The organism is Facivitalis istanbulensis, assembly GCF_040560405.1.
In the GTDB taxonomy this organism is placed as follows: domain Bacteria; phylum Pseudomonadota; class Alphaproteobacteria; order Sphingomonadales; family Sphingomonadaceae; genus Sphingomonas; species Sphingomonas istanbulensis.
On record NZ_JAVSCQ010000007.1, the window covers coordinates 20,876 to 33,033 of the forward strand.

The window sequence follows — 12,158 nt, forward strand, 5'->3', positions numbered from 1 at the left end:
CGCGACCATTTCGCGCTAGCGGTTGACGATGGACCATGATGACGTCGCCGCCCGCCCCCGCCTGATCCCGCCTTCGCTTTTTGCCCTGTCGATCTTCTATGGCGGCATGGTCTGTATCGCGGGCGTGCTGGGCAACAAGCAGGTGACGCTGGTGGGGCCGCTGGCGGTCGAGGCGGGGATCTTCGCCTTCCTCCTGCTGGTCGTCACGTCGAGCGCGGTGGCCGAACTCCATGGCGCGGCGACCGCCGGGCGACTGGTGCGGGTCGGCTTCGTACCGTTGCTGGTGTCGCTGGCGCTGTCCTGGGTGGTGTGGATGCTGCCACCCTCGCCCGAGATGATCCCGGCCAATCGCGACGCGATCCAGCTGATCCTCGGTTCCACCTGGCGGATATGGCTGGGCGGTATCGTGGCTTACGGCGTGTCGCAGACGCTGAACGTCACCATCTTCGCCGCGCTGAAGGGCCGCGAAGGCAGCAAGCTGCTCTGGCTGCGCGCGGCGGTGGCCAGCATGCTCAGCCAGGTGGTCGACACGCTGTTGTTCGTGACCATCGCCTTTTACGGCGCGTTCCCGATCGGTCGGCTGATCGTCGGGCAGATGATCGCCAAGGTGTCGTTGTCGGCGATCCTGGTGCCGCCGCTGATCTATCTGTTCGTCGGGCTGGGCCGGCGTCTCGACCGGGCGTAACGATTGCCAGTTTTCCCACCGGCCCGCGCGCGATAAGGGGGCGACCATGACCAACCACGATCCCGACGCCGCCTTGCTCGCCAAGGCCGAGACGCTGACCGAGGCGTTGCCCTATCTTCAGCGTTACGCGGGCAAGACGTTCGTGGTGAAATATGGTGGCCACGCCATGGGCGATCCCGAGCGCCAGCGCGATTTCGCCGAGGACATGGTGCTGCTCAAGGCGATCGGCGTCAATCCGGTCGTCGTCCATGGCGGCGGCCCGCAGATCGGCGCGATGCTGAAGCGGCTGGGCGTCGAATCGCAGTTCGTCAACGGCTTGCGCGTCACCGATGCGGCCACCGCGCAGATTGCCGAAATGGTGCTGGCCGGGTCCATCAACAAGGAGATCGTCAGCTGGATCGCCGCCGCCGGGGGCCGCGCGGTCGGCATCTCGGGTAAGGATGCCGGGCTCGTCATCGCCGAGAAGGTGCAGGGGCGCGAGGCCGATCCGCTGAAAGGCATCGAGCGCCATGTCGATCTGGGGTTCGTCGGCGAGCCGGTGGCGGTCGATCCGCGCCTGATCGAAAGCCTGTCGGCCGACGGGATCATCCCGGTCATCGCGCCGGTCGCGATCGGGCTGGACGGCCACACCTATAACATCAACGCCGACACCATGGCGGGCGCGATCGCCGCCCGGCTGGGTGCGGCGCGCTTCTTCCTGTTGACCGACGTCGCGGGCGTGCTGGACAAGCAGGGCGAGTTGATGACCGACCTGAACCCCGCAAGGATCGCCGAGTTGCGCGCCGATGGGACGATTTCGGGCGGGATGATCCCCAAGCTGGAAACCTGCGTCTCGGCGGTCGAGGCGGGGGTCGACGCGGCGGTGATCCTGGACGGCCGCGTGCCGCACGGGATGCTGCTGGAGATCTTCACCCGGCAGGGCGCGGGGACGTTAGTACGCCGGTGATCCTCCGGCCTTGAGGGACAGCCGGGGCGCGGCCGTCCTGGCCTCGCCCCGTCCGCGATGACACGGCCCGATCAGAAATCGATCGCGATTCCCTTCAATTCCCAATCGCCATAGCGCACCGGATTCTGGCCCAGCGGATCGTCCTGCGGCTCGGGCTTCGCCTCGGGCTGGGGCACGGGCGGATTGCGGGAGAGATAGGCGGGCGGTTTCACATGGTCGGGGCGCTGGCCCATAAGCGGTCCTTTCGACTAAGGGGCAATGATTGCAGCCCATGTCGGGGCTGACAGGAGTTTTGCCAAGTGACACGTCCCCCCCAATCCTCCCCGCCTCGCGGCCGCACCGACCGGCGCGGGGGCCGCCCCGGTGGACCGGGTGGGGATCGGCGCGGGGGCGCGCAGCGTCCGCCCGAGCCGCTGGGCACCGCCACGCGCCGCGCCGCGATCCGCCTGCTCGACGCGGTGCTGCGCAGGGGCGAACCGCTGGAGGCCGCGCTCGCCTCCGCCACCCGTGCGCTGACCGGCGGGCCCGATCGCGGGCTCGCCCATGCCATCGCGGCGGAAACGCTGCGCCGCCTGCCCGATCTCGACGCGCTAATCGACTCGGCGACCAAGCAACGGCTGCCCGACGATGCCAAGGCGCGCTTCGCCCTGCGCATCGCGCTGGTCCAGGTGCTGGCGCTGGGCACGCCGCCGCATGCCGCGATCGCCACCGTGCTGCCGTTGGTCGATGGCGGACCGCGCAAGCTGGTCCATGGCGTGTTCAGCACGATCACCAAGAGCGGGGTGCTGCTCCCCGAAATCCCGGCGCTGCCCGGCGATACCGAACAGCGCTGGGAAGACAATTGGGGCGAGGAGATGGTCGAGGCCGCCGGCCATGCCATCGCCGCGCCGCCGCCGCTCGACCTCACGCTGGCCGATCCGGCCGCCACCGCCGAATGGGCCGACAGGCTGGGCGGCGTCAGCCTGATGCCCGGCCATGTCCGCCTGCCGTCGGGCAGCGCGGTGATGGAATTGCAGGGCTTTGACGAGGGCGCGTGGTGGGTGCAGGATCTGGCTGCCTCCATCCCGGCCCGGTTGCTGGGCAAGGGGCCGGGCCATGTGCTGGACCTGTGCGCCGCGCCCGGCGGCAAGACGCTGCAACTCGCCAGCGCGGGCTGGACCGTCACGGCGGTCGACCAGTCCGAGGCGCGACTGGGACGGCTCAACGAGAATCTGGAGCGGACGAACCAGGCGGCGACGGTCGTCACCGCCGACCTGCGCGAATGGGCTCCCGACGCCCCGGCCGATGCGATCCTGGTCGATGCGCCGTGCAGCGCGAGCGGCATTTTCCGCCGCCACCCGGATGTCCTCTACCGCGTCCGCCCGGCCGTCATTGCCGAGATGGCCGAATTGCAGGCGCAGATCCTGGCACGGGCCGCCGACTGGCTGAAGCCCGGCGGGGCCATGGTCTACGCCACCTGCTCGCTGGAGCCCGAGGAAGGCGAGCGGCAGATCGAGGCGTTCCTGTCGGCGCGGCCCGATTACGCGCTGGTGCCGATCACCGGCGACTGGCCGGGCCTGACCGGGACGGGCACGATCCGCACCCTGCCGACGATGCTTGCGAAAGAAGGGCGGCTGGACGGGTTCTTCATCGCCATGCTGCAACGCAAAGGCTGACTTGCGCGCAATATCGCGATAAGGCGAAACCATGCATCCTGTCCGCATCGCTCCCTCCATCCTGTCCGCCGATTTCGCCAAGCTTGGCGAGGAAGTCCGGGCGATCGACGCCGCCGGTGCCGACTGGATCCATATCGACGTGATGGACGGGCATTTCGTGCCCAACATCACGATCGGCCCGGCGGTGGTAAAGGCGTTGCGTCCCCACACCGCCAAGCCGTTCGACGTGCATCTGATGATCTCGCCGATCGACGCCTATCTGGACGCCTTTGCCGAGGCGGGGGCGGACACGATCACCGTCCATCCCGAGGCCGGGCCGCACATCCACCGCACGATCCAGCATATCAAGGGGCTGGGCAAGCGCGCCGGGGTCGTCCTGAACCCCGCCACGCCCGCCAAGATGCTGGATTATCTGATCGACATGGTTGACCTGGTGCTGGTGATGAGCGTGAACCCGGGCTTTGGCGGGCAAAGCTTCATCGAGAGCCAGCTCGGCAAGATCGCGGCGATCCGCAAGATGATCGACCATAGCGGTCGGGCGATCGATCTGGAGGTCGATGGCGGGGTCGACCCGGTCTGGGCCAAATGCTGTATCGAGGCGGGGGCCGATGCGCTGGTCGCGGGAACGGCGGCCTTTCGCGGAGGCCCGGCGCACTACGCCGCCAATATCGCCGCCCTGCGCGGTTGAGCGCGATGCGCGATCGGGTGGAACGGGGTTCGGCCCCGCAAGGCGCCGACAGCATCGAAGAAGGCAAAAGGCTGGTCCGGGTCGGTGGCGGTGGTTTGTCGCTGGCCGACCGCCTGAGCGAGCATCTCCACCGGCTCACCTGGCGCACCCCGCTCCACACGCTGCGGCTCAAGGGGCGGCATCCGCTGAAATTGATGGCGGTGCCGCAGGACCCGATCCTGGGCGATATCGAACGCGGGCATAAGCTGCTGGGCGGGGTGATCGACTGGCGGGCGGAGGAACGCGGCGTCGAATCGATCGATTTCGCGCATCCCGACTGGTCGACCGGCTTTGCCGACCATCTGCACAGCTTTGCGTGGCTGCGCGACCTGTCCACCGTGGCGACGCGGGCGCAGGGGGCGCCGATCGCCGAATATCTGATGGGCCGCTGGCTCGATGCCTTTGCCGAGACGGTCGATGCGGTCGCGTGGCGACCCGACCTGTGGGGGCGGCGCATCCTGTTCTGGACCGCGCATGCGCCGCTGATCCTGTCGTCCAATGACCTGGTCTATCGCTCGCGGGTGCTGAACACGCTGGCGCGCGGGGCCCGGCATCTCGATCGCGGCGCGGACAAGGCGCCGGCGGGCGTTCCGCGCATCGCCGCCTGGTGCGGGGTGATCGCGGCCGGGCTGCTGCTCGCGGGCGGCGATCCGCGTCAGGCGTTCGGTGAGGCGGGGTTGGCCCGTGCGCTCGACACCGGGCTGTTCGGCGATGGCGGCGTGATCGCGCGCAGCCCGGCGGTGCAGCTCGACGCGGTCATGCTGCTGACCATGATGCGCGAAGTCTATGACGCGCGCGGCCTGCCCTTTCCCGAGCCGTTCCAGGCGCGGTTGCAGCGGATGATCTCCGCGCTGCTCGGCGTGATGCATGGCGATCGCGCCTTGTCGAGCTGGCAGGGGTCGGGGCCGGAGACGCCCGAGCGGATCGCCGCGGTCATCGACGCGTCGGGTGTGCGCACCCGGCCGCTGCGCCAGGCGGGCGACTGGGGCTATCAGCGGCTGGCCGCCGGGCAGACCGTACTGATCATGGACGCCGCCCCCCCGCCGATCGCGCGCGCGGTGGAGGGCGGTTGCGCCTCGACGCTCGCCTTCGAGTTTTCGGACGGGGCGCAGCGGATCGTCGTCAATTGCGGCGGCGCGCGCGCGACCGTGGCGCAGGTGCCCGCGAGTCTGGCGCATGGGCTGCGCACGACGGCGGCGCATTCGACGCTGACGCTGGGCGATTCCAACTCTACCGCGATCCATGCCGACGGCACATTGGGGCGCGGTGTCGCGGAGGTGGAACTGAGCCGTCAGGAATCGGACGCCGCCAGCCGGATCGAGGCGAGCCATGACGGCTATGTCCGCCGCCATGGCTTTGTCCATCGGCGGCAATTGCTGCTGACCGGCGACGGCCGCGAACTGCGGGGCGAGGACGCGTTGTTGCCCGAGGGGCGCAAGCGGCAGGCGGTCAGCATGCCTTTCGCGCTCCGTTTCCACCTTGGCGACGGGGTGGAGGCGATGGTCACGGCGGAGAGTGGGCAGGCGATCCTGCGGCTCGACGACGGCGCATTGTGGCAGTTCCGCTGTCGCGGCGGCGCGTTGGCGATCGAGGAGTCGCTGTGGATCGATGGCACCGGCCGCCCCATCGCGACGCAGCAGATGGTGGTGACCGGCGAAACCCCGGCGGGCGGCGCGCATGTCAGCTGGGCGTTCAAGCGAGCGCTCTGAGCGGGGGCATTGCTTGGCGGGAAGAGGATGTTTCGCGCCATCGAGGGGCAGACCCTCTCCACCAGCTCGCTGGTCCCCCTCTCCTTGCAGGGGAGGAAAGACGTATTCCCGAATCACATTTTGCGCTTCGGCCCATCGGGGTATATCGGGTCCGGCAACGCTCCCCACATAGGATCTGCTGCACCGATGGCCGTTTCGCTTCCCTCCGCTCCCTCCGTCGATCTGGTGCCGGTCCGCCGCGCGCTGCTGTCGGTATCCGACAAGACCGGGGTCATCGATCTGGCCCGTGCGCTGGCGGAGCGGGGCGTCGATCTGGTCTCGACCGGCGGCACCGCCAAGGCGATCCGCGATGCGGGGCTGCCGGTGCGCGACATTTCCGATGTCACCAACTTTCCCGAAATGATGGACGGCCGGGTCAAGACGCTGCACCCGATGGTCCATGGCGGGCTGCTCGCGGTGCGCGACGACCCCGCGCACGCCACCGCGATGACCGAGCATGGCATCGGCGCGATCGATCTGGTCGTGGTCAATCTCTACCCCTTCCAGCAGACGGTCGCGAAGGGCGCGGAACGCCCCGAGATCATCGAGAATATCGATATCGGCGGCCCGTCCATGGTCCGTTCGGCCGCCAAGAACCATGGCTATGTGTCGATCCTGACCGACCCGGCCGATTATGCCGACTTCCTGGCCGATCTCGCCGCGCATGACGGCGCCTCGACGCTGAAGACCCGCCAGCGCCTCGCCGCCAAGGCCTTTGCCGCCACCGCCGCCTATGACGCGGCGATCGCGCAGTGGTTCGCCTTTGCCGACCAGGGCGAGGCCTTTCCGGCGACCCTGCCGCTCGCCTTCACCCGCCACCCCGAGCCGCTGCGCTATGGCGAGAATCCGCATCAGGTCGCGGCGCTCTATCTGCCGCAGCGGGGCGGGCAGGGCATCGCCCAGGCCGAGCAGTTGCAGGGCAAGGCGCTGAGCTACAACAACCTGAACGACGCCGACGCCGCGCTGGAACTGGTCAGCGAATTCCTCGACGGGCCGCCGACCGTGGTGATCGTCAAGCACGCCAATCCTTGCGGCGTGGCCAGCGGCGCGACGCTGCTGGAGGCCTATAACGCGGCCTTCGCCTGTGACACCGTGTCGGCGTTCGGCGGCATCATCGCCTGCAACTGTCCGCTCGACGCCGAGACGGCGGAGGCGATCTCGGGCATCTTCACTGAGGTCGTGGTCGCGCCCGACGCCAGCCCGGAGGCGCGCGAGATCTTCGCCCGCAAGAAGAATCTTCGCCTGCTGCTGTCGGGCGAACTGCCCAACCCGTCGCGGCCCGGACTGATGATGAAGTCGATCGCGGGCGGCCTGCTGGTCCAGAGCCGCGACAATGGTCGCCTGACCGACGACATGCTGAAGGTCGTCACCAAGCGTGTGCCCACGGCGCAGGAACTGGCCGATTGCCGCTTCGCCTGGACCGTCGCCAAGCATGTGAAGTCGAACGCCATCGTCTATGCCAAGGACGGTGCGACCGCCGGGATCGGCGCGGGCCAGATGAACCGGCTGGAATCGGCCCGCATCGCCGCGTGGAAGGCCAAGGACGCCGCCGACAAGGCGGGTTGGGCGGAGCCCCGCACCATCGGTTCGGCGGTGGCCTCGGACGCCTTCTTCCCCTTCGCCGACGGCCTGCTGGCCGCAGTCGAGGCGGGGGCGACCGCGGTGATTCAGCCGGGCGGTTCGATCCGCGACGATGAGGTCATCGCGGCGGCGGACGAAGCCGGGCTGGCGATGGTGTTCACCGGGATGCGCCACTTCCGGCATTGATCGGATCCTACCCGGCACGGGGAGGAGAACCGCGGCGAAGCCGTGGTGGAAGGGGAGCGCCGCAAGGGATGACCTTTGCGGAATCCCCCATCCGCCGGGCCTGACAGCCTGCCACCTCCCCCCTGTCGGAGAGTATTTTACCGCGTAATCCCGCCCGCATGGGGCAGGGTGGCCTCTTCCGCCGTCGGCGCCTTGCTGAACAGCGCCCGGTCCGCCGGACCAAAAGCCCAGCGCCACAGGACCAGCAGATAGGTCGCCGCGATGGCGGGTTCGCCGAACAGCAGTTCGGCCCATTCCAGCCGCTTGGGCAGCAGGGTGAACGCGCCCCCGACCAGAACCGCCGCCCCCGCCGCCCAGACCAGCGGCCAGCGGAAGGGGGAGACCGGAGCCTTCAATATCCCCGCCAGCACCCGCGCCTTGATGACCGAGGTCATCGTCACGCTCGCCGCCAGCGCGACGGCTGGACCCGCCGCCTGCCATTCCACCGGCCAGCCGAGCTTGCGCATGGCGAGGATCAGCGCGAAGCTCAGGGCGATCTGCACCCCCAGCATAGCGATCGAGATCATCAGGTTCCGGTGCCGCGCGGTATAGACCAGTGCCGATTCGCAGACCGCGCCGGTCGAGGCCAGCACCTCGGCAAAGAGCAGGAAGGCGAGCGCGGCGGTGCCCGACACGAATTGCGGGCCGACCACGCCCATCACGCCTTCGCCGGGGATCGATCCCATCAGCGCCAGACACCCCTGCGCCGCCATGATCCAGAAGGCGACCTGCCGCACCTGCCGCGCAATCGCGCCCATATCACCATTGGCCAGGCTCTGGGTGATGACGGGCCCCAGGATCGGGTCGAAGCTGGTCTTGAGCTTTTGCGGCAGCGAGGCGACCTGCTGCGCCATGTAATAGATGCCGACGATGCGCGGCTCGAACATCACGCCCAGGATGAAGCGGTCGACATTGCGGGTGCCCCATTCCAGCGCGTCGGCGCCGGCGAGCGGCGCATTGGCGCGGGCCAGCGCGAAGACCCGCGCCAGATGCGGGCTCCAGCCATAGGGCAGGCCATAGCTGCGCAGAAAGGGCACCAGGCTGGCGATCAGTGCCGCCGTCATCGACGCGACATAGGACAGGACCAGCCCGTCGCGGATGGTGAAGAAGGAAAAGGCCCAGGCCGCGATCGAGATGGTCCAGGGTTCGACCACCGCGCGCGCGGTCACCGCCGCCTTGACGTTCAGGCGATAGGCGAGCGCGGCGAGACTCACGTCCGACCAGGCGATGGCGACGATGATGCCGGGCAGCCAGCGGTCGAGTCCGCTGATCGCGCTGTTGGGATAGAGAAGCTCGGGGAACAGCCACAACAGGCTGCTGGCCGCCATCGAGGCGAGGAAGGCCAGCGCCATCGCGTCCCACACGACATGGACATGCGGCCGTTCCGTCGAGGCCAGCGCCTGCGCCAGCCCGCGCTTCATGCCCAGCGTCGCGATCAGCGCGGCGAGTTCGACCACCACGACCGCGATGGCGAAGCGTCCGACCAGTTCGGGACCATAGATGCGGCCCGCGATGAACAGGAAGGGGATGCGCGCCGCGAGCCGCAGGACGAAGCCTGCGATATTGGTGCGCCCACCCTTGGCGAGCGTGTCGATGTCCTGGCTTTGCGCCATCAGCGGGCGCGCGATCCCGGCCGGGGCGGGGCGAGGATCAATGCGCCGCCCCCCAGTTCCGCCCGACGCCGATCTCGACCCCCAGCGGCACCGACAGCGTGACCGCCGGTTCGGCCGCCCCCGCCATCACCGCGCGGATGACCGTGCCCGCCGCTTCGGCATCGGCCTCGGGCGCTTCGAACACCAGTTCGTCATGCACCTGAAGCAGCATTCGCACATGGCCCAGCCCTGCGGCGGCGAGTGCGGGTTCCATGCGGACCATGGCGCGCTTGATGATGTCGGCGCTGGTCCCCTGGATCGGCGCGTTGATCGCGGCGCGCTCGGCCCCCTGCCGTTCGGCCTGGTTGCGCGAGGCGATGCGCGGGAAATGCGTCTTGCGACCGAACAGCGTCTCCGTGAACCCCTTCTCGCGCACGCTCGACAGGGTTTCGGCGATATAGCGGTTGATGCCGGGGAAGCGCTCGAAATAACGGTCGATCATCGCCTGCGCCTCGTCCGCCGACACGTCGAGGCGACCGGCCAGGCCCCAGCGCGAAATGCCGTAGAGGATGGCGAAGTTGATCGTCTTGGCGCGCCCGCGCGTGTCGCGATTGACCTCGCCGAACAGCTCCTTGGCGGTCAGGCTGTGGATGTCGTCGCCGTTTGCAAAGGCATCGCGCAGCGCGGGGACGTCGGCCATGTGCGCGGCCAGCCGCAACTCGATCTGCGAATAGTCGGCGGCGATCAGGACATGGCCGTCCTCGGCGATGAACGCCTCGCGCAACTGCCGCCCGACCTCGGTACGGATCGGGATGTTCTGAAGGTTCGGCTCGGTCGAGGAGAGCCGCCCGGTCTGCGCGCCGGTCAGGCTGTAGCTGGTATGGACGCGCCCCGTCTTCGGGTTGATCTGTGCCTGGAGGGCGTCGGTATAGGTGCTTTTCAGCTTGGAAAGCTGGCGCCATTCCAGGATCTGGCGGACGATCTCCGCCGCCTCGCCGCCGTAGCGGGCGAGGCGTTCGAGTTCGGTGACGTCGGTCGAATAGACACCCGACTTGCCCTTGCGCCCGCCTTTCAGGCCGAGCCGGTCGAACAGGATCTCGCCGAGCTGCTTGGGGCTGCCGATGGTGAAGGGCGTGCCCGCCAGTGCGTGGATTTCGCCCTCCAGCCCGGCGATCTGCCCGGCGAATTCGGTCGATAGCTGCGACAGCCGCTCGCGATCGACCTTGACCCCGCGCCGCTCCATGCCCGCGATGACGGGGACCAGCGGCCGGTCGACCATCTCATAGACGCGCGTCGCCTGCTCCATCGGCAGCCGCGCCTTGAACCGCTTCCACAGCCGCAGCGTGACGTCCGCATCCTCGGCGGCGTAGCGGGTGGCGGTCTTGAGATCGACCTCGTGGAAGCCGAGCTGCTTCTTGCCGGTGCCGACCACCTCCTTGAAGGCGATGCATGTGTGCGACAGGTGCAGTTCGGCGAGCTCGTCCATGCCATGCCCGTGCAGCCCGGCGTCGAGATCGAAACTCATCACGATCGTGTCGTCATGCGGGGCGACGGCGATGCCGCGTTCGCCCAGCACGATCATGTCGAATTTCAGGTTATGGCCGATCTTGAGAACCGAGGGATCCTCGCACAGCGCCTTGATCCGCTCGAGCGCGGCCGCGACCGGAATCTGCACCGGCACTTCCGACAACAGGTCGGTGCCGCCATGGCCCAGCGGGATATAGCAGGCCTTGTTGGGGGCGAGCGCCAGGCTGACGCCGACCAGTTCGGCCTGGGTCGCATCGGTCGAGCTGGTCTCGGTATCGATCGCGATGAAGCCCTGGTGACGCGCCTCCGCGATCCACTGGTCGAGCGTGGCGAGGTCCTGCACCGTGACATAGCCGTCGAGGTTGCAGGGCTCGTCATCGTCCATCGGCGCGGCGGGCGCGGAATCGCCGGACGGCGCGGGCGCGGCATCGTCGGTGATCTGGCCCATCTTGGCGATCAGCGACCGGAAGCCGTGATATTCAAGGAACCCGCGCAGCGGCGCGTCGGGAATCGCCGGATGCAGCGCCAGCGACTCGAGCGACTGCGGCAGCGGCGCGTTGCACTCCAGCGTGACCAGCCGCTTCGACAGCCGGGCATTGTCGGCATGGTCGATCAGATTGTCGCGAAGCTTGCCCTTCTTCATATCGGGCGCGGCGGCGAGCACCGATTCGAGGTCGCCATGCTCGACGATCAGCTTGGAGGCGGTCTTCGGCCCGACACCGGGGACGCCCGGCACATTGTCGACGCTGTCGCCCATCAGGGCGAGCACGTCGCCCAGCTGTTTCGGGCCGACGCCGAACTTCTCCTGGACATAGGATTCGCCCAGCCGCCGGTTGTTCATCGTGTCGAGCATGTCGAGATGCCCGTCCTCGACCAGCTGCATCAGGTCCTTGTCGCCCGACACGATCGTGACCTGCCAGCCCTGTTCGCGCGCGGCGCGGGCGTAGCAGGCGATCAGGTCGTCGGCCTCCAGCCCCTCTTCCTCAATGCAGGGCAGCGAGAAGGCGCGCGTAGCGTCGCGGATCATCGGGAATTGCGGGACCAGATCGGGCGGGGGCGGGGGCCGGTGCGCCTTATACTGGTCGTACATCGCGTTGCGGAACGTCTTCGACGACTTGTCGAGGACCACCGCCATATGGGTCGGGCCATCGGCGGCGTTGACCTCGTCCACCAGCTTCCAGAGCATGGTGGTATAGCCATAGACCGCCCCCACCGGCTCGCCATGCGTGTTGGTCAGCGGCGGCAGGCGGTGATAGGCGCGGAAAATATAGCCGGAGCCGTCGACAAGATAGAGATGGGGCATGGTGCGCGCGGTTTAGCGGAAGCGGGGGAGGCTAAACAGCCCCTGATGCTATCGCTTTTTCCGCCCTGTGGCCGATGGGCCACGCCGGGGCGGGGGTGACGGTGGCGGCGTGAAACGCGGGCGGTTCTTGCCGGACTGCTCTCGGGTGAGGCAACGTGGGTGCCGCCGG

9 protein-coding genes are annotated in these 12,158 nt (G+C 68.5%); 6 read left to right on the forward strand and 3 right to left on the reverse strand.

The genetic code is table 11. The features are described from left to right. Nucleotides 1-28: 28 nt before the first annotated feature. Complete coding sequence (locus RN629_RS06415) at nucleotides 29-685, forward strand: queuosine precursor transporter (protein WP_407034448.1); 657 nt, start codon at nucleotides 29-31, stop codon at nucleotides 683-685. 46 nt (nucleotides 686-731) lie between these two features. Beyond that, on the forward strand, nucleotides 732-1,631 hold the full coding sequence (gene argB / locus RN629_RS06420) for an acetylglutamate kinase (RefSeq protein ID WP_407034449.1): 900 nt from the start codon (nucleotides 732-734) through the stop codon (nucleotides 1,629-1,631). A 71-nt stretch (nucleotides 1,632-1,702) separates the two neighbouring features. Here argB and RN629_RS06425 read toward each other — a convergent pair whose 3' ends face one another. After that, nucleotides 1,703-1,864: a DUF1674 domain-containing protein gene (locus tag RN629_RS06425; RefSeq protein WP_407034450.1), complete on the reverse strand. Its 162-nt coding sequence runs from the start codon at nucleotides 1,862-1,864 to the stop codon at nucleotides 1,703-1,705. Between the two features lie 180 nt (nucleotides 1,865-2,044). Between RN629_RS06425 and RN629_RS06430 the strand changes: the two genes are divergently transcribed. From RN629_RS06430 to purH, 4 genes are all read left to right on the forward strand, one after another. Next, nucleotides 2,045-3,286 (forward strand): RsmB/NOP family class I SAM-dependent RNA methyltransferase, encoded by a 1,242-nt coding sequence (locus RN629_RS06430; RefSeq protein WP_407034546.1) that lies wholly within the window; start codon nucleotides 2,045-2,047, stop codon nucleotides 3,284-3,286. Between the two features lie 31 nt (nucleotides 3,287-3,317). Then, complete coding sequence (gene rpe, locus RN629_RS06435; protein ID WP_407034451.1) at nucleotides 3,318-3,974, forward strand: ribulose-phosphate 3-epimerase; 657 nt, start codon at nucleotides 3,318-3,320, stop codon at nucleotides 3,972-3,974. Between the two features lie 5 nt (nucleotides 3,975-3,979). Further along, on the forward strand, nucleotides 3,980-5,722 hold the full coding sequence (locus RN629_RS06440; RefSeq protein WP_407034452.1) for a heparinase II/III family protein: 1,743 nt from the start codon (nucleotides 3,980-3,982) through the stop codon (nucleotides 5,720-5,722). Nucleotides 5,723-5,908: 186 nt separating this feature from the next. After that, entirely contained in the window at nucleotides 5,909-7,528 is a 1,620-nt protein-coding gene (purH, locus tag RN629_RS06445) for a bifunctional phosphoribosylaminoimidazolecarboxamide formyltransferase/IMP cyclohydrolase (RefSeq protein ID WP_407034453.1), read from the forward strand. 137 nt (nucleotides 7,529-7,665) lie between these two features. Here purH and RN629_RS06450 read toward each other — a convergent pair whose 3' ends face one another. Then, a complete protein-coding gene (locus RN629_RS06450) occupies nucleotides 7,666-9,180 on the reverse strand; it encodes a lipopolysaccharide biosynthesis protein (RefSeq protein WP_407034454.1) in 1,515 nt (504 codons plus the stop codon). 37 nt (nucleotides 9,181-9,217) lie between these two features. Beyond that, complete coding sequence (gene polA / locus RN629_RS06455; RefSeq protein WP_407034455.1) at nucleotides 9,218-11,989, reverse strand: DNA polymerase I; 2,772 nt, start codon at nucleotides 11,987-11,989, stop codon at nucleotides 9,218-9,220. Nucleotides 11,990-12,158 lie beyond the last annotated feature (169 nt).